Origin of the sequence: Cryobacterium sp. M96 (genome assembly GCF_002929845.1) — a bacterium.
In the GTDB taxonomy this organism is placed as follows: Bacteria; Actinomycetota; Actinomycetes; order Actinomycetales; family Microbacteriaceae; genus Cryobacterium; species Cryobacterium sandaracinum.
The window spans coordinates 64,693-82,075 of record NZ_PJJS01000052.1 but is presented as its reverse complement, the minus strand read 5'-3'; the positions used below and the strand labels follow the sequence as shown (position 1 = coordinate 82,075).

The window sequence follows — 17,383 nt, the reverse complement described above, 5'->3', positions numbered from 1 at the left end:
CTTCTGCCGGAACCAAGATGAGCGTCCCGAGGGACCCTCGATTCCCGGCCCGAACGGCGCTCACCGACCGCGCACAAACCGAAGGCAAAATCTGTAGGCTTGCGTGGTGCCATCGGTCGTGATCCGACCGTCATCCGGCACCGCTAACTTGGCAGGTTCGCTTCGATGGTCTGCCCAACAGAGAGAGGTCGAGTGTGACTGTCAACGACCAGGACCCGTATTCGGTTAACAGCACGGATGCGGACCCGGAGGAAACCGCCGAATGGTCGGAATCGCTGGACGCGCTCGTATCGGCCCACGGTCACCAGCGTGGTCGGGAGATCATGCTGACGCTCCTGAAACGCTCCAAGGAACTGCACCTCGGCGTCCCCATGGTGCCGACCACGGACTACATCAATACCATCGCGGCCGGCAATGAACCCGACTTCCCCGGCGACGAAGACATCGAGCGCCGCTACCGCGCCTGGATACGCTGGAACGCCGCCGTTCTCGTGCACCGTGCTCAGCGCCCCGGAATCTCCGTCGGCGGCCACATCTCGACCTATGCATCCTCCGCTGCCCTCTACGAGGTCGGCTTCAACCACTTCTTCCGCGGCCAGGACCACCCGGGCGGCGGAGACCAGATTTTCATCCAGGGCCATGCCTCCCCCGGAACCTACGCGCGGGCCTTCCTCGAGGGCCGCCTGAGCACCGACCAACTCGACGGATTCCGCCAAGAGAAGTCCCACGGCCCCAACGGGCTGTCCTCCTACCCGCACCCGCGACTGATGCCGGAATTTTGGCAGTTCCCGACGGTCTCCATGGGACTCGGCCCGATCAACGCCATCTACCAGGCGCAAACCAACCGGTACCTCACCAACCGCGGGATCAAGGACGCCAGCGACCAGCAGGTCTGGGCGTTTCTCGGCGACGGCGAGATGGACGAGGTCGAGAGCCGCGGGCAGCTGCAGGTTGCCGCCAACGAGGGTCTCGACAACCTCAATTTCATCGTCAACTGCAACCTCCAGCGCCTCGACGGCCCGGTACGCGGCAACGGCAAGATCATCCAGGAACTGGAAAGCTTCTTCCGCGGCGCCGGCTGGAACGTCATCAAGGTCGTCTGGGGTCGCGAGTGGGACGAGCTGCTCTCCCGCGACACCGATGGCGCCCTGCGCGACCTGATGAACGCCACCCCCGACGGCGACTACCAGACGTACAAGGCCGAGAGCGGTGCGTACGTGCGTGAGCACTTCTTCGGCCGCGACCCCCGCGCGCTCAAGCTCGTCGAGGGTTACACCGACGACGACATCTGGAACCTCAAGCGCGGTGGCCACGACTACCGCAAGGTCTACGCGGCATTCAAGGCCGCATCCGAGCACAAGGGCCAGCCGACCGTTATCCTGGCCAAGACGGTCAAGGGTTACGCCCTCGGCCCGAGCTTCGAGGGCCGCAACGCGACCCACCAGATGAAGAAGTTCACCCTCGACAACCTCAAGACGTTCCGCGACAGCACCCACATGCCGATCACGGATGCCCAGCTCGAGGAGAACCCCTACCTCCCGCCGTACTTCAAGCCGGACGAGGACGATGAGGCGATCCAGTACCTGCATGAGCGCCGCCGCGCGCTCGGCGGGTACGTGCCGGAGCGTCGCAGCAAGTACACGCAGATCACCCTGCCGGGCGACGCGACCTACGCCCCCACCAAGAAGGGTTCCGGCACGCAGGAGATCGCGACCACGATGGCCTTCGTACGGCTGCTCAAGGAACTGCTGCGCGCCAAGGACTTCGGACACCGCATCGTGCCGATCATCCCGGACGAGGCTCGCACCTTCGGCATCGACGCGTTCTTCCCGAATGCCAAGATCTACAACCCCAGCGGCCAGCAGTACACCTCGGTCGACCACGCGCAGCTTTTGGCGTATAAGGAGAGCCCGCAGGGCCAGATCCTGCACGTGGGGATCAACGAAGCCGGCGCGATGGCTGCTTTCACCAACGTGGGCACGTCGTACGCAACGCAGGGTGAGCCGCTCATCCCGATCTACGTCTTCTACTCGATGTTCGGCTTCCAGCGCACGGGCGACGCCATGTGGGCCGCGGGCGATCAGATGACCCGCGGGTTCATGATCGGCGCAACCGCCGGACGCACCACCCTCACCGGTGAAGGCCTGCAGCACGCCGACGGCCACTCGCCGTTGCTGGCCTCGACGAACCCCGCCGTGGTCTCGTACGACCCGGCCTACGGCTACGAGATCGGGCACATCGTGCGGTCGGGACTCGAGCGGATGTACGGAGGAACGCACGCCGACCCCAACGTCATGTACTACATCACGGTCTACAACGAGCCGCAGGTGCAGCCGCGCGAGCCCGACGACGTGGACGTGGACGGCATCGTGCGCGGCATCCACCGCGTCAGCGTGTCCGATGTGTCCGGTCCGAAGGCGCAGCTGTTGGCCTCCGGCGTCTCCGTGCCCTGGGCGCTCGAGGCCCAGGCCCTTTTGGCCGAGGACTGGGGAGTGTCCGCCGACGTCTGGTCGGTCACCTCCTGGGCCGAACTGCGTCGCGATGGCATCGCGGTCGAGGAACACAACTTCCTCTACCCGGACGACGCGCCGCAGATCCCTTATGTGACGGAGAAGCTGGCCGGCACCGCCGGACCGTTCATCGCCGTCACCGACTTCATGCATGCGGTGCCCGATCAGATCCGGCAGTTCGTGCCCGGCGACTTCGCGACCCTCGGCGCCGACGGGTTCGGTTTCTCCGACACCCGCCCGGCGGCCCGCCGCTACTTCAAGATCGACGGACCGTCGATGGTGGTGCGCGCACTCGAACTTCTCGCTCGCCGAGGCGAGGTCGACCGCAGCGTCGTCGGCCAGGCGATCGCGAAGTACCGGTTGCACGACGTAACGGCGGGAACTACCGGTTCCGCCGGGGGCGAGAGCTAACAGCCCCCGTGGCACCCACACCGAAGACGAAGGAACAGACGCTCAGCTGGCTGCGAACGATATCCGGGGAGCTTTCCACGGCGACGCTGAAGCGTCTCGAGGACACGCTGCCCTGGTACGGCGATATGCCGCCCGGGCGGCGTTCCGCCGTGGGCCTGGTCGCCCAGGCCGGGATCACGTCGTTCATCTCGTGGTTTGACGACCCGCGGTCCACTCCCTGGATCGCGGCCGACGTTTTCGGTGCCGCTCCGCGAGAACTGCTGCGCTCAATCAGCCTGCAGCAGACCCTGCAGCTCATCCGCGTCACCGTCGAGGTGGTGGAGGAGCGGGTCAAAGACGGCGGGGAAATCCTGCGGGAGGCCATCCTGCTGTACTCCCGCGAGATCGCCTTCGGCGCGGCGGATGTCTATGCCCGGGCAGCCGAGGCACGCGGCCTCTGGGATGTCCGCCTCGAGGCCCTGGTCGTCGACTCGATCCTGAGCGGCGAGTACGACGACGAACTGCCCAGCCGGATCGCGGCCCTCGGCTGGCACGGGCACGGCGAGGTCTGCGTGCTCGTGGGCACGACACCCAAGATGCTCGACGTCGACCAGCTGCGTCGCTCGGCCCGCCACATGGCCGCCGACGTTCTGATCGGGGTGCAGGGCAACCGGCTCGTCCTGGTCATCGGCCGGGCCCACCCGTCGCCGACCGAGACGGATGACGCGATCGGCACGGCCTCCGCTCTCAGCTTCATGGAGATCGCGGTGCAGCTCGAGCCGAGCTTCGGCGCCGGCCACCTGGTGCTCGGCCACGAGGTGCCGAATCTGGTCGACGCGTCCAAGAGCGCTAAGGCCGCCTTGGCCGGCTTCGCCGTGGCGCGCTCCTGGCGCAACGCCCCACGCCCTGTACAGGCGGACGATCTGCTCCCCGAGCGGGCGCTGGCCGGCGATCCGCTTGCCCGCGCCACGCTGATCCACCGGATCTACCGCCCGCTGCAGGCGCATTCGACCGAGCTGCTCACCACACTCTGGTGCTACCTGGACAACGGTCGCTCCCTGGAAGCCACCGCCCGGGAACTGTTCGTACACCCGAACACCGTGCGCTATCGCCTGAAGCGGGTGTCAGAGGTCATCGGCTACGACGCCACGGGCGCCCGTGAGGCCCTCATCCTGCAGGCCGCCCTGATCATCGGGTCGATCAGCGACCACGACGGCTCAACACGCCGGCGTTAATCGCGGCGTCAGAGGTGCCGAACTAACGAGATTCGACAAACACTCCGCGAATAGTTGGTGGATCTCCGACATGCCCGCAACAAACGAGGTTGGGAGACTGGACTAATGATTGTTGTCGTCTGCCCCGGTCAGGGCTCACAAACCCCCGGCTTCCTCGAGCCCTGGCTTCGGAACCCCACTTTCGCCGCCGGCCTGGACGAGATCTCCGCGGCTTGCGGAATTGATCTGATGCGCCACGGCACCGTGAGCGACGCCGACACCATTCGGGACACCCGAATCGCCCAGCCACTGATCGTGGCCGCCGGACTCCTCACGTTGAACGCACTCCTCGCCGACGGCCGGCGGGAGCGCATCACCGGTATCGCCGGTCACTCGGTGGGCGAGATCACCGCCGCAGCCGGCGCCGGCATCCTCAGCGCGGTGGACGCCGTGCGTTTCGTGCGCGAACGCGGCACCGCCATGGCCGAGGCCGCGGCGCTGGAGCCCTCCGGCATGAGCGCCGTGCTGGGCGGCGATGAGACCGAACTCCTGGCCCGCCTCGACGAACTCGACCTCGCCCCGGCCAACTTCAACGGTGGGGGACAGATCGTCGTCGCCGGCTCACTCGCGGCTCTGGCCGCTCTCGGCAAGAACCCCAATCCGCGCACCCGGGTGATTCCGCTGCAGGTGGCTGGTGCATTCCACACGCGGTATATGCACCCGGCGGTGAAGCACCTCACCCGTGTCTCCGCGCTGCTCGCGCCCGCCGATCCCACGCTTTCGATCTGGACGAACCGGGACGGCAGCGCGGTGTCCAACGGTGTCCGGTTCGTGGAGTTGCTGGTTGATCAGGTGTCCTCGCCGGTACGGTGGGATATGTGCATGCGTTCGTTCGCGGATGCCGGCGTGACCGGAATCATTGAGGTCGCACCGGCCGGGGCTCTTGTCGGCCTCGCCAAACGTGCCCTCAAGGGCGTGCCCAGCGTAGCGATCAGGACGCCGGACGACCTGCCCGCTGCGTTCGACCTGATCGACCAGCAGAACCTAGTCTGACCGAAAGAGAATATGTCCAAGCCAACACTCCAGCAATCGCACGGTCCCCGGTACACCCGGATTCTCTCGATCGGCGCCGCCCGCGGGGACCTGGTCGTGCCCAACGACGACCTGGTCGGTCCGATCGATTCGTCTGATGAATGGATCCAGCAGCGCACCGGCATCATCACCCGCACAAGAGCGAGCCAGGACATCCAGGCCGTCGACCTCGCGACGGATGCCGCCCGCGAAGCCATAGAGAGGTCCGGCATCCAGCCACACCTGATCGACGCCGTCATTGTGGCCACGATCAGCAACGGCCGGCAGACACCGTCCATTGCCGCCGTGGTCGCCGATCGGGTCGGCGCCAACCCCGCCGCCGCCTACGACGTCAACGCCGCCTGCGCCGGATACACCTACGCCGTGGCGCAAGCCGATTCCCTGATCCGCACGGGCACCGCCCACTACGCGCTCGTCATCGGCGCCGAGAAGCTATCCGACCTCGTCGATCCCACGGACCGCAGCATCTCGTTCCTCCTCGGCGACGGCGCCGGCGCCGTCGTCATCGGCCCGAGCGACTTCCCGGGGATCGCACCCACCGTGTGGGGATCCGACGGGTCCAAGGCCGATGCCATCACCATGAATCACACCCTGCAGGAATACCGACGCGGAGAATCCGAATGGCCCACCCTGCGCCAGGAAGGCCAAACGGTTTTCCGCTGGGCCGTCTGGAACATGGCGAAGGTGGCTAAGGAGGCTCTCCAGGTCGCGGGAATCGAGAGCGACCAGCTCGCCGCTTTCATCCCGCACCAGGCCAATATGCGCATCATCGACGAGTTCGCCAAGCAACTGAAGCTTCCCGACTCGGTCGTCATCGCCCGCGATGTCGCCACCACCGGGAACACCTCGTCGGCGTCGATCCCGCTGGCCACCCACCGTCTCCTGGAAGAGCACCCCGAGCTCAGCGGTGGCCTCGCCCTCCAGATCGGCTTTGGAGCAGGACTGGTGTTCGGCGCGCAGGTCGTCGTGCTTCCCTAGATTTCACTCAACTCCCCTCTAAACTGAATCTCGGTCATACGAGACACCCCCAAGGAGAAATAACATGGCATTGTCCACCGAAGAAGTTCTTGCCGGCCTGGCCGAACTCATCAACGACGAGACTGGCATCGCGACCGACACAGTTGAGATGGGGAAGTCATTCACCGATGATCTGGACATCGATTCCATCTCGATGATGACCATCGTCGTCAACGCGGAAGAAAAGTTCGACGTCAAGATCCCCGACGAAGAGGTCAAGAACCTCAAGACCGTCGGCAACGCTGTCGACTTCATCGTCAAGGCTCAGGTCTAGTCCACAAATGAACAGGCCGGTCGGCATCTGCCGACCGGCCTGATCTGTGGGTGATGCCCACGTTTGCACGCCTCACGGAGAGTTAACGTTATGACCAAAAAAATCGTTATCACCGGCATCGGTGCGACCTCCCCTCTCGGCGGCACGGCCGCCGACAGCTGGTCGGCCCTGCTCGCCGGTGAATCGGGGACGAGCACGCTAGACCACGAATGGGTGGCCCGGACTCAGCTCCCCGTGACCTTCGCCGCCCAGGCCAGGGTTCCATCCGTCGACGTTCTGGCCCGCCACGAGACGAAGCGTCTCGACCCCTCCAGCCAGTTCGCGTTGATTGCCGGGCGTGAAGCCTGGGCGGATGCCGGCTCCCCCGAAGCAGACCCCGAACGGCTGGCCGTCGACTGGGCGACCGGAATCGGTGGAGTCTGGACCCTTCTCGACGCGTGGGACACCCTCCGCGAACGCGGTCCGCGCCGCGTGCTGCCGATGACCGTGCCCATGCTCATGCCGAACGGCCCGGGAGCGGCCATCGGAATGGACCTTCACGCCCGGGCCGGAATCACCACAGTTGTGTCCGCGTGCGCCTCGAGCACCGAGTCTCTCGTGAACGCCTACAACCGCCTACAGGCCGGGCTCGCCGACATCGTCATCGCCGGTGGCTCCGAGGCCGCAATTCACCCGCTTCCGATCGCATCCTTCGCTGCCATGCAGGCCTTGTCCAAGCGCAACGACGACCCGGCCACGGCGTCGCGCCCCTACGACATCACCCGGGACGGCTTCGTTCTCGGTGAGGGTGCCGCGGCGCTCGTCGTCGAGACGGAAGAACACGCCAAGGCCCGCGGCGCGCGCATCTACGCCGAGCTCCTTGGTGGTGCCGTGACCAGTGACGCGTACCACATCACCGCTCCAGACCCCGATGGCACGGCTGCGGCCCGCGCGATGATCACCGCGATCAGGAATGCCGACGCGAGCCTGGCGGATGTCTCGCACATCAACGCGCACGCGACCAGCACTCCGGTCGGGGACATCGCCGAGTACAACGCACTGCGCCGCGTGTTCGGCGACCTGCTCGACGGAATCCCGGTGTCGGCGACCAAGGCTTCCACCGGTCACCTCCTCGGTGGTGCCGGGGCGATTGAGGCCCTGTTCACGGTTCTCGCTCTGGCCAAGCGCATGGCCCCGCCGACCATCAACCTGCTGAACCAGGATCCAAGCATCCCGCTCGACGTGGTGACCATGCCGCGCACGTTGCCTTCAGGCGATCTGCTGGCCATCAGCAACTCGTTCGGTTTCGGCGGTCACAACGCCGTCGTGGCGTTCCGGTCGGTCTAGCTCCACCCGGCGGAAAACCTGCCTGCACCGGGATGGCCCCGACCGGCACCGGTCGGGGCCATCCCGTGTTCGGGAGCGACCTTGCGCTGCACGTCAGCCCACCTGGTGCAACCACACGACCGAGTTGAAATCGCCGGCGTGCCGGAACGGTTCGAGCTCGTCGTCCCAGGCCTGCCCGAGCGTAATGCGGAGCTGCCGGTGGAGCTCCAGCGCGTTTGCCCCGGCCAGGTCCATGGCGTGGCGCAGCCGGTCCTCCGGGATAACGACGTTACCGGCCGTGTCGGTCTGGGCGAAGAAGATGCCCAGGTCGGGGGTGTGCAGCCAGCGCGCCCCATCGGCGCCGAAACCGGCGTCCTCGGTGACCTCAAAGCGAAGGTGGTCCCACCCGCGGAGCGCCGACGCGAGCCGCGCCCCCGTACCGCAGGCGCCCTCCCACTGGTACTCGGCCCGCTGCGCTCCGCGGAGCACGGGCTGCTCAGACCAGTCGAAACTGACGGGCACGCCCAGGGCGCGACCCACCGCCCACTCCACATGGGGACTCAGAGCGCGAGGCGAAGAATGCACGTAAATGTAGCCGCGCGCAGTCGCTTCCTGCCGAGCGTGTGTAGCCACCATCGTTTCTCCCGTTCTGTGAGGTGCGTCTTCCCCAACGACCTCTGAACGAAACAATGCGGCATGCTGTGAACTTATCGAGAACTTGAACCTATGACCAACGGTCGACGCACCGCGCAGGCGCTGCATCCATGAATTATGCCTCAGCGACCCCTGCGATCACAAGACTCGAGCCGGGACCGGATCTCCGTTCGCTATACTCAGTATGGTCATACCTTGGCCACCGGAGGTCCCATGTCTGTTCGCAGCTGCCTGCTGGCGATCCTCACGATCGGTCCGGCCTATGGCTTCCAGCTTCATGGCGAGCTGGAGTCTCGAACGGCCGGTCGGCGGGCGGTCAACGTCGGGCAGATCTACGGCACTCTTGAGCGGCTGGTGAAACAGGCGTCCGTTGAATCGGCCGGCAGAACCGCAGACGGCCTACCGCTGTACCGAATCACCGCGCTCGGCCAGGCCGAGGCGCTCCACTGGCTGGCCGATACCGAGAGCTCTCCCGGCAACGAGTGGAGCGACCTGCTCGACCGGGTCCTGATCGCCATCTCCCTCCCTGATCCTCAGGTGCTGGGCATCGATGCGCGCGGCATCGTTGCCCGGTACCGCCGGCGGTGGCAGTCAACTACCGAGACTGCGACTATGGACGCCGCGGCCACGGGCGCGGAGCGCTTGGCGGGCGCCGCCCGGGCCGCGCTGTCCGCCGCTGCACTGGACTGGCTTCGGGACGTCGACGCGCTGCTCGAGGACGGCCACGCCGCGGGTTTTCGGCACGGTCTGAACGACGTGCGGCCGAAGCGCGGACGACGACCGGCATCCGTCGCCTGACCTGGGCGACACGCACCGTCGGAGCTGCCGTCGCCTCTGCGGTGGTTGCACCTACTTCGCCTGCGCGTAGCTGTCGACCGTCGCAACAGTGAGCAGGAAATCGACCGGGAAATCGCCGAACAAGTGCCGGCCGGCGGTATCCGCCGCGCGCCGGATGATCTCCTCGACGGTATCTGCCAGCGCGGCGGGCGTGTGCACCATGACCTCGTCGTGCAGGAAGAAAACCAGGTGCGGGGCCCGGTCGAATTCCGACCCGGAGGCACCCTGGGCCCACTGGGAACCCTGGGCACCCTGGGGCAGCATTCGCAGTTCCCGGCGCACCTCCGCCATCCAGCACAGCGCCCATTCCGCGGCGCTGCCCTGAACGATGAAATTGCGGGTGAAGCGGCCCCAGTCTCGCGCCTGACTACGGGCCCGGCGCTCGTCGGCATCCGTCGCCCCGGGGTCGTAGGCCTTGGCCTGGGTGGCCAGCCAGCGTTCCCCGGGCCGCGGGGAGGAACGCCCAAGCCGTGTCGTCACGCTCTCGCCGCGTTCCCCGGCGCGTGCGGCCGTTTCGGTGAGGGCCAGTGCCCTCGGAAAGGCCTTCGCGAGCCGGGGCAGGAGGCGCCCGCTCTCCCCGCTGGTGGCGCCGTACATGGCCCCGAGCATGGCCACCTTGGCGTGGTCGCGGGTCTCCACGACGCCCCCGGCGACGATCCCGGCGTACAGGTCCGTTCCTCGGCCGGCCTGGGCCATGGCCGTGTCGGCCGATAGGGCGGCGAGGATACGCGGCTCGAGCTGCGCGGCGTCCGCGACCACGAGCTTCCAGCCCGCGTCAGCGACGACTGCGCCGCGCACCTGTTTGGGCAGCTGCAGGGCTCCCCCGCCCCGAGTGGCCCAGCGGCCCGTCACCACCCCGCCGGGGATGTACTCGGGATGGAACCGGCCGTCGACGATCCAGGTGTCCATCCAATACCAGCCGTTCGCGCTGAGCAGCCGGGCCAGCTTCTTGTATTCGAGCAGCGGATCGATCACAGGGTGGGTGAGCTCCTTGAGCTCCCAGGCGCGGGTGGACGTCACCTTCAGGCCGACCTTCTGCAGTGCCCGCATCAGATCGGGCTGGGAGTCGGGGTTGAGACCGGGTTCGCCAACAGCGTCACGGATGCGCCGAGCGAGGTTTTCGAGGCGTTCGGGCCGGATGCCCGGGGCGACGCGGGGGCCGAGTTCGCGGGTCAGCAGAGCGTCGTGCACGTCGGTGCGCCACGGCAGGCCGGCGAACTGCATCTCGGCGGCGATCAGCGCCCCGGCCGATTCCGCGGCGAGCAGCAGGCGGAGGCGGCCGGGCTCCGCAGAGGCGCGGACCGCGTCGAGCTGGCGCCGGTATTCCGCCTGCGTACCGAACCCGGCGGCCGCGCTGCCGGCGTCGCGGCCGGTCACGCCGTCGGCGGCGGTCTCGGTGTCGCTGCCGGCGGCGCTGTCACCGTCGCTGTCGAACAGGTCGAAGAGTGTCACCCCGGATGCGGACGCGGCCGGTTCGAAGGCCACCGCCCGATCCCAGCGGCTCGGCTCCGCCCGGGCCAGCGCGCTTGCCTGGGTCAGCGACGACTGGCGCAGGATCGCGTGGCACAGGCGCAAGTCGTGGGCGCGGTGCACCCTGATTCCGGCCGCCAGGAGCAGCGGGTAGATGCGGGCCGTGTCCTCCCACACCCAACGGGGCCGGTCTCGCTCCTGACCGAGCACATAGCCGGGGAATTCGTGTGAAGGCAAACGGAGTGCTGGCCCCGCGACGTTGCCCTCGGCGTCGAGCGACAGCACGAGGATCTCCCCGTTTCCCGTTCGACTCGCCAGAAGGTGCACCTGCCCATTCTGCCGGTTCGGGACCGTGCCGGCGGGAAAAGCATCCGTCATATGACCGTCAGTTCGTCCGGCCGTCTGTCGGTGGAGTGGCGTCGGCCTCAGCCCACGCCTCCTGCAGCAGGGCGACGGTCTCGTTGTCTGAGAGTTGGTGGAAGTCGGTGTAGAAGGGCCCGATTGCCCACAACTCCTGCGGGGCGTGCAGCACGACGATGACATCCGCATACTGCCGCATCTCCCCGAGCAGCTCGGCGGGTGCGACCGGGACCGCGAGCACCGTGAGTGCGGCGCCCTGCCCTTTCAGGGCCGCGAGGGCTGCCTTGGCCGTGGCTCCCGTCGCGAGGCCGTCGTCCACGACGACGGCGACACGGCCCCGCGGACTGATCTGCGGGCGGTCATTGAGGTAGAGGGTGCGACGTCGTGCGATTTCGGCCAGCTCGCGACGGCGGGCCCGGGCCAAACCCATCGAGTCGCCCCCGGTGGCGGCGAACACGTCCTCATTGACGATCGCCTGCGGACTAGCACCGTCGACGACTGCCCCCATCGCGACCTCCGGATAGCCCGGGGCCCCGATCTTGCGCACCAGGATGAGGTCCAGCGGGGCATGCAGGCGCCGAGCGACCTCGATCGCCACAGGCACACCGCCCCGCGGGAGGGCGTAGACCACCGGGTCGTGCGCCTCAAGCTCAGTCAGTCGTTCGATCAGTGGTTCGGCCAGCAGTCGGCCGGCCTCGCTCCGATTCGTGAACATGAGGCTCCCACCCGGCGAATACCTCCTGCGGGTCCGCCTCGTCCGATTCTGCCGCCGACCCTCGGCTTTGTCGAGGGCCGCCCGGGGCTCAGGCGCGGCGACCCGATTCGAGCTGACGGGCACACATGCCACTTCGGTGGTCCCGGGCACTGGACGCGTCCGGGGACCGAGGGCAGACTCGGTTCAACCAGAACAATCACGGCACCATCGAACGGAACCTGGATCAGCTGTGTATCGACGACTCACCACCCTGATTGCCGCGACCGGGCTCACGGCCGGGATCGCTCTCCTGCTGACGCTCGGCACCGTGATGCCGAGTGCGACGCGCGTCTCCGCCGACGAGTGCCCGGGCGAAACCGTGCCGATCGTCGATGTCGACGGGGAGTCACAGTGTGTGGCCCTGACCGAGGGTGAAACCACCCCCGGACCGACACCGACACCGCCGCCCCCTCCCACTCTCACTCCGACCAAGTTCCCCTCGCCAGCACCTGAGGAACCCGCCACCACTCCCCCGGCAGAGCCGGCCCCCTCGGCCGGGCCACAGTCCACGCCGGCTGTCGTTCCACCGTCGGCGACGGCGGCGGCACCGTCGGAAGCCCCACCTGCCAAGAACGTGGATCCAGCCCCGACCTCTGCTCCCGTTCCAGGCGAGCGCGCAGGAACGACCAGCGAGCCGGAGAACACCAGCACGCCGACTCCGGCGATGATGCCCACGGAGCCGCCCGCGAACGCCGACATCACCGGCGTGATCGTGCCCGGCAACGGGCCCCGGCTGCTCTGGGGCGTCGCCGTCGGGGCATCCGCATCGGGGTTGCTGGCCGCGCTCGTCGCCTTCTACCTGGTGTCGGTGCGACCGTTCTTCATCGCACGCAGACGGCCGGGAGCAGTCGGCTGACTCGCACAGGTTTCTTTGGCGCCGACCGGGTCAGCCTGATGTCGATGACGAACGCCTACCGCGGCCGGGGCACCGTGCGGTACGCCGGCCTGGCCCTGAGCCTGTTGGGCGAGATGATCGACGCGATCGCCAAACAGCCATGGCGCATCGTCGCGCGCGCCTTCCGCCGCGCCGTCGACGGGAGGCCGAGCTGGCCGCCGACGTGCGGCGGTCGGATCAGTGTGACCTGCTGGTCGACCTGACCGCCAAACTCGACCGGCTCCCCCGGTATTTCTCCGTGCACCCCGGCAGGGTCATCCTCGCCGATGCGTCACTGCTGGATGGCACCCCGGTGCAGGGGTCCGGCATGGGGAGGTGATGCCCGACTGTCTCCGTCACCCGGGAGAATCTGTGGGACCTGCGTGAGGTCGCTCGCCAGAGTCAGCGGAGTGCGGGGGCCCCGGCTCGCGCACCGCGCACGACGATCGATGCAGGGGCCCGCCTCAACGCACACTGAGCCTTCCACTCGTTCGACTGTGGAGCAGCCAGGAGCATGACCCTCCACCTCGACCTGCGGCTCACCCCCAAATCCGTTGCCCCGGTCGGGTCAGGTCAGGTCAGGTGCGGTCAATACCAGTTGTTGGTCACGGAATGCGCCCAGGCTCCGCACGGGGTGCCGTACCCGGCCTTGATGTAGCCGAGACCCCAGGAGATCTGCGTCGTCGCGTTCGTGGCCCAGTCGGATCCCGCCGTGGCCATCTTGCTCCCGGGCAGGGCCTGAGGGATTCCGGTGGCGCCGCTGGGGTTGTTGGCCGTGTACGACCAGCCGGATTCCTTGTTCCAGAGCTGTACGAGGCAGGAGAACTCGGACTCGCCCCAGCCGTACTTGGAGGCTGCCATCGCCCGGGCCGTCGCCTTCGCCTCGGCGGGCGTGTTGCCGCCGGCGTCGGGCTGGGACTCAGCAGCTGGAGCGGAATCGCGCGACGCATCCGCGGCCGCGGCCCGGGCGTCCGCCTGAGCCTGAGCCTGAACGGCAGCCTCGGCCTGGGCGCGAGCGGCCTCGGCGGCGGCTCGGTCTACCTCGGCCACAGCCGAACGGGCCGTGTCGGCCGCCTCCTGAGTCTGTTCGGTGAGCTCGATGACGGTGTCCGTCTCCAACGACTTGTAGTCCCCGAGCGCGGCGACGGATGACGCCAGTGGGGTCGGATCCACCTTGTTCGCCATGGCCGTGATCACCGTTCCGGCGTCACTGAGGGTGCTCTCCGCCCGGTCATGGGCGGTTTTTGTGGCTATGGCGGAGTAGACACTGAGCTGCTCGTGATGCAAACCGGTGCTTTCGGAGAGCTCCGTCGTCGCGGCGATGCCGGCAGAACTTACCGCGGATGCCTGTGACACCGCACCGATTCCCATGATCAGGCCGAGGAGACCGAGAGCTGCTCCGGTGCCGACAGCGACGGATCTGGTGCGCGAACGTTTACGTTTGGCGTTCATTTCTCGCCGGGCGGTCAGAGGTGAACGGGGTGAAGCAGAGCGCATGACTTCCAAATGCGATGCGGCCGGGCTACACGATCCTCGGCGCACCTTGATCGGTGGACTCACGGCCAGATGAAGCCGCATGGACGAAACCTCCAGCTCGCACTCACTTTCTGGACAGATGCTCAGTTATAGCTGGCAAAGTCATCCGTACTTGGCCGCCACCGATGCCGGTGCACGTCGACAGGCTCGAGTCAGGACAACTCGTTGTCCGCGTAACGGGGTGATACAGGTGAACTTCGGCAGATTTGTTTTGAGGGAACTTTAGGTGTGGAGTTCGCAGCCCTAAGCTCTCAGCCTGCCGTCAGGCGCCCCTCGGCTTCGCGACTTCACAGCCTCGCTCAGGTTTTGGGTGCCTCTCGCCGTGGTCGTCGGTACTTCGCTGACCCGTCGTGATGCGCTGCCAGACCTGTCGCGGCATGTCCAGGCCAGAGATTGTGACGGATGCCACGCTCGAGGCGAAATACGGGGTGCACCCGATGCAATAAGTTGCCCGGCTTCGACGCCCATATGCGGGTGGGCACTCGCGGACAGCCGGTGCGTTGATCACGACTTACTGTTGGCCACCGTTGGTGATCAGGTCTCTGACAGCGAGCATGTCCGGTCGGGACCGGTCGGGCCGCCGCGGACGGGCCGAGCGCGGCATCCGCTTCGAGGCACTCCAAAAGGGCGACAGGGGGCAAGCTCGGTGGAGATCAGCAGCGATCGAGAACTCTTGTCGGAGGGGTTCAACAGGGAGGGACATCCAGATCGATCCTCACGAGGACCTTGTCGCTCTCCACGATCGAGCGTTGTGGGCCGCTCATTGCCCGAGTTCGTATCCGATGAGCCAGTGCAGTCCATGACGGTCGATGACTTGGCCATCCGAAGCACCCCAAGGCTTTGGGGCAAGGTAGTCAACGATCTGGCCGCCCATCGCGAGTTTGTCAAACCACTCGTGGAGAATTTCCGGTTCGGCGGCGCCCAGCAATGAGAGCTTGACGCCATCAAGCCGAACACTTTTTTCACCTGCGGCTGCATCGGATCCCATCAATACAACTACGCCCTCGAGCACTCCGTGAGCTATGTTGTGGGGCGGGCCGTCGCTGCGACCGAAATCCTCGTAGGTATGCAGGGTGAGCTCTCCACTGAAAACATCCGCGTAGAAGCGGAGCGCTTCGCGCGCTGTACCGGGGAAAGTGACATAGATCTGCGGCGCCATCATATGCAAAGCATACAGATCGACCTACCACCGATCGCTAGAACGCTGTGAGGGTTCGTTGTCTGATCGAGCTGGTGATCGTCGATTCGCTGAAGTAGGACATCCCTTGGCCGCGGTCGCGCCCTGGCATTGGTGCACGTCATCAAGATCGGCGACGGTGTACCGTCCTCTACGATTATGGTATCGGCTATTCACTGGCAACGGTCGCGCCATGATGCGATGGTACTGTCAGCTCGCCCGAGCGACACAGCCGCAACGATGGTGACAGTCGGAAAACGAGAGAGGCACACCACTCACGGCGCATGTACGCCGGCGGGCGCCCGAACCGGTGGGCGCGTTTCCTGAACCGAATAAGCGCGATGGTGTTCTCGCTCGGTATCGTTGGCCACGGCGCGGTAAGCCTCGAGGCCGTCAATCCGAAGTCGCACACCCTGCTCACCCTGCCGCTCGTGGTGGCCCGCTACGAAGGTTGTGAGTACGTGGTTTCGATGCTGGGCCAGGGCTCGCGGTGGGTGCGCAATGTGCGGGCCGCGAATGGGAGCGCCGTCATCCACGCGGGGCGCAGGCGACCGGTGCTACTTGAAGAGATTCGCGCGGATGCCCGCGCACCGATTACCAAGTCATACCTGGCGCAAGCACCCGGCGCCCGACCGCACATTCCGGTCGATCAGTCGGAGCCAGTCTAGGCATTCGAAACCATAGGAGCCGACTTCCCGGTGTTCATGATCCGGGATGTCCAGTAAGGCGCAACGGGCACCACTGGTGGTCGCGCACTATCCCGCTGAACCGTGGCTCACTGTTTGCGTAAGCGTTCCTTGACCCCGTGTTCGACGAGAACGGGAACAAAGTCACGTATCGGGCGGCCGGAGAAGTTCTGATGCTCCTCGCGGACAGCTCTTTCAACGCTCGACCGTGGCACATTTGGGAATCGTTTCGTGAGTCGATCCACCACTTTTTCGACGGCCTGCAATTCATCGTTGAGGTTCACAGTCTCCAGTGTGGCACCGTCGGGAGCTGCCTATCAAGGCGTTGCTGTCACCGAAAGTTGCGCACTCTGCCCATCGCTTTCGTCAGCGACCAGCACGAAACGGGAATTACGCATCTCCCGGTCGAGGGTGCACGATGAAATCATGGGATCTTCACAAGATGCGCCTTGAGTTCGGGCCTTGCGTCCATCGCGATCAAGCCGGGACGAGCGAATACCGGGCCGAGACTTGATGGGGTCCGACGGTTGCCGCTGCCGCGCCGGCCTTCATTGGCAGCGTGGTTGGGCGCGCAATTGACGGGATAGACGACAGCCTGATCTCGCCAACCCGATCGCCACGGCCTTCCTAGTTTTTCTTCTCCTGACGTGCCCGCCGATTCTGATCACACTCTTCATGCAAGATCATCGCCGTGCTCGCACTCCTCGGCATCATCCCAGCAATGGTCAACATCTCGGGTACTCGGCGTCGTTCGAGTTATTCCCGGGCAGGAGCTATGACGAGACGGACCTGAAGACGTCGATGCGCCACAAGCCGATCGCGCGGGTCACCCTGGCGAAGCACGCATCCGTGGCCACCGAGGACTACTCATCCCTGTTCCGGTCCGACACGAACCGCGCTCCCTACACCCAGGCACCCCTCAGCACGTCGCAAACGAACGCTCTGATAACCCTCGACCGACAGCTCCGCGTGGGTCCTGGCCGCATCCTTGCTCAAGCGGTTGTCGATACCCTCGTGCCGATGCCACTCTCGTGGGGGCTCCTTGCGACCCTCGATACGCACCGCCTCATCAAGCGGGCGGTCTTCGAGCCATTCCCAGACCCTCAGCAGTCAATGATCCTCGACGGTTCCCGATCCCTGTCACCGCTGCGAAACAAGGTGAGAGGTTGCGATCGGCTCCCTGGCTGTCCCCGTGGCCTCGACCCCGGATGACAGCACGGGTCCGCCGCACAC

General features: G+C 66.4%; 15 protein-coding genes and 1 pseudogene. 10 read left to right on the top strand and 6 right to left on the bottom strand.

Annotated elements, in window-relative coordinates; translation table 11 throughout:
* Positions 1-194: 194 nt before the first annotated feature.
* The 6 genes from aceE to CXY79_RS12330 all read left to right on the top strand — a co-directional run bounded on the left by aceE (position 195) and on the right by CXY79_RS12330 (position 7,823).
* The gene (aceE, locus tag CXY79_RS12355; RefSeq protein WP_104101897.1) at positions 195-2,921 is read left to right on the top strand and encodes a pyruvate dehydrogenase (acetyl-transferring), homodimeric type; all 2,727 of its coding nucleotides are present in this window, start codon (positions 195-197) and stop codon (positions 2,919-2,921) included.
* A gap of 8 nt (positions 2,922-2,929) precedes the next feature.
* The gene (locus CXY79_RS12350; RefSeq protein ID WP_104101895.1) at positions 2,930-4,135 is read left to right on the top strand and encodes a CdaR family transcriptional regulator; all 1,206 of its coding nucleotides are present in this window, start codon (positions 2,930-2,932) and stop codon (positions 4,133-4,135) included.
* 105 nt (positions 4,136-4,240) lie between these two features.
* Positions 4,241-5,167, top strand: coding sequence for an ACP S-malonyltransferase (locus CXY79_RS12345; protein ID WP_104101893.1), 927 nt, complete (start codon positions 4,241-4,243; stop codon positions 5,165-5,167).
* Positions 5,168-5,179: 12 nt separating this feature from the next.
* The gene (locus tag CXY79_RS12340) at positions 5,180-6,184 is read left to right on the top strand and encodes a beta-ketoacyl-ACP synthase III (protein ID WP_104101891.1); all 1,005 of its coding nucleotides are present in this window, start codon (positions 5,180-5,182) and stop codon (positions 6,182-6,184) included.
* A 64-nt stretch (positions 6,185-6,248) separates the two neighbouring features.
* Complete coding sequence (locus CXY79_RS12335) at positions 6,249-6,497, top strand: acyl carrier protein (RefSeq protein ID WP_104101888.1); 249 nt, start codon at positions 6,249-6,251, stop codon at positions 6,495-6,497.
* Between the two features lie 90 nt (positions 6,498-6,587).
* Complete coding sequence (locus CXY79_RS12330) at positions 6,588-7,823, top strand: beta-ketoacyl synthase (protein WP_104101886.1); 1,236 nt, start codon at positions 6,588-6,590, stop codon at positions 7,821-7,823.
* A 93-nt stretch (positions 7,824-7,916) separates the two neighbouring features.
* On the opposite strand, the gene CXY79_RS12325 is transcribed toward CXY79_RS12330, so the two are convergent.
* The gene (locus CXY79_RS12325) at positions 7,917-8,438 is read right to left on the bottom strand and encodes a DUF3145 domain-containing protein (RefSeq protein WP_104101883.1); all 522 of its coding nucleotides are present in this window, start codon (positions 8,436-8,438) and stop codon (positions 7,917-7,919) included.
* Between the two features lie 231 nt (positions 8,439-8,669).
* Here CXY79_RS12325 and CXY79_RS12320 point away from each other — a divergent pair, with 231 nt between their 5' ends.
* Entirely contained in the window at positions 8,670-9,254 is a 585-nt protein-coding gene (locus CXY79_RS12320; RefSeq protein WP_104101880.1) for a PadR family transcriptional regulator, read from the top strand.
* A 51-nt stretch (positions 9,255-9,305) separates the two neighbouring features.
* Here CXY79_RS12320 and CXY79_RS12315 read toward each other — a convergent pair whose 3' ends face one another.
* Positions 9,306-11,090, bottom strand: a complete 1,785-nt coding sequence (locus CXY79_RS12315) for a bifunctional 3'-5' exonuclease/DNA polymerase (RefSeq protein ID WP_233191458.1) — start codon at positions 11,088-11,090, stop codon at positions 9,306-9,308.
* Between the two features lie 58 nt (positions 11,091-11,148).
* Positions 11,149-11,838 (bottom strand): phosphoribosyltransferase, encoded by a 690-nt coding sequence (locus tag CXY79_RS12310; protein WP_104101874.1) that lies wholly within the window; start codon positions 11,836-11,838, stop codon positions 11,149-11,151.
* Positions 11,839-12,067: 229 nt separating this feature from the next.
* Between CXY79_RS12310 and CXY79_RS12305 the strand changes: the two genes are divergently transcribed.
* Both CXY79_RS12305 and CXY79_RS17005 read left to right on the top strand, forming a co-directional pair.
* Positions 12,068-12,733 (top strand): hypothetical protein, encoded by a 666-nt coding sequence (locus CXY79_RS12305; protein WP_104101872.1) that lies wholly within the window; start codon positions 12,068-12,070, stop codon positions 12,731-12,733.
* Between the two features lie 14 nt (positions 12,734-12,747).
* Positions 12,748-13,085: pseudogene (locus tag CXY79_RS17005) on the top strand (DNA polymerase III subunit alpha); the annotation flags it as partial.
* Between the two features lie 254 nt (positions 13,086-13,339).
* Here CXY79_RS17005 and CXY79_RS12295 read toward each other — a convergent pair.
* The gene (locus CXY79_RS12295; protein WP_104101866.1) at positions 13,340-14,203 is read right to left on the bottom strand and encodes a hypothetical protein; all 864 of its coding nucleotides are present in this window, start codon (positions 14,201-14,203) and stop codon (positions 13,340-13,342) included.
* A gap of 844 nt (positions 14,204-15,047) precedes the next feature.
* A complete protein-coding gene (locus CXY79_RS12290) occupies positions 15,048-15,449 on the bottom strand; it encodes a VOC family protein (RefSeq protein WP_104101863.1) in 402 nt (133 codons plus the stop codon).
* A 356-nt stretch (positions 15,450-15,805) separates the two neighbouring features.
* On the opposite strand from CXY79_RS12290, the gene CXY79_RS12285 reads away from it, so the two are divergent.
* Positions 15,806-16,132 carry a hypothetical protein gene (locus CXY79_RS12285; RefSeq protein WP_198416281.1) on the top strand — a complete coding sequence of 109 codons (327 nt, stop codon included), beginning with the start codon at positions 15,806-15,808 and terminating at the stop codon, positions 16,130-16,132.
* 107 nt (positions 16,133-16,239) lie between these two features.
* Here the strand turns inward: CXY79_RS12285 and CXY79_RS15740 are convergent, their stop codons facing one another.
* Positions 16,240-16,434: a three-helix bundle dimerization domain-containing protein gene (locus tag CXY79_RS15740; RefSeq protein ID WP_134343049.1), complete on the bottom strand. Its 195-nt coding sequence runs from the start codon at positions 16,432-16,434 to the stop codon at positions 16,240-16,242.
* Between the last annotated feature and the right edge of the window lie 949 nt (positions 16,435-17,383).

Coding starts and splice junctions, on each gene's coding strand:
- CXY79_RS12345 (WP_104101893.1), top strand. CDS start 4,241: ATGATTGTTGTCGTCTGCCCCGGTCAGGGCTCACAAACCCCCGGCTTC.
- CXY79_RS12340 (WP_104101891.1), top strand. CDS start 5,180: ATGTCCAAGCCAACACTCCAGCAATCGCACGGTCCCCGGTACACCCGG.
- CXY79_RS12335 (WP_104101888.1), top strand. CDS start 6,249: ATGGCATTGTCCACCGAAGAAGTTCTTGCCGGCCTGGCCGAACTCATC.
- CXY79_RS12330 (WP_104101886.1), top strand. CDS start 6,588: ATGACCAAAAAAATCGTTATCACCGGCATCGGTGCGACCTCCCCTCTC.
- CXY79_RS12325 (WP_104101883.1), bottom strand. CDS start 8,438: ATGGTGGCTACACACGCTCGGCAGGAAGCGACTGCGCGCGGCTACATT.
- CXY79_RS12320 (WP_104101880.1), top strand. CDS start 8,670: ATGTCTGTTCGCAGCTGCCTGCTGGCGATCCTCACGATCGGTCCGGCC.
- CXY79_RS12310 (WP_104101874.1), bottom strand. CDS start 11,838: ATGTTCACGAATCGGAGCGAGGCCGGCCGACTGCTGGCCGAACCACTG.
- CXY79_RS12295 (WP_104101866.1), bottom strand. CDS start 14,203: ATGAACGCCAAACGTAAACGTTCGCGCACCAGATCCGTCGCTGTCGGC.
- CXY79_RS12290 (WP_104101863.1), bottom strand. CDS start 15,449: ATGATGGCGCCGCAGATCTATGTCACTTTCCCCGGTACAGCGCGCGAA.
- CXY79_RS12285 (WP_198416281.1), top strand. CDS start 15,806: ATGGTGTTCTCGCTCGGTATCGTTGGCCACGGCGCGGTAAGCCTCGAG.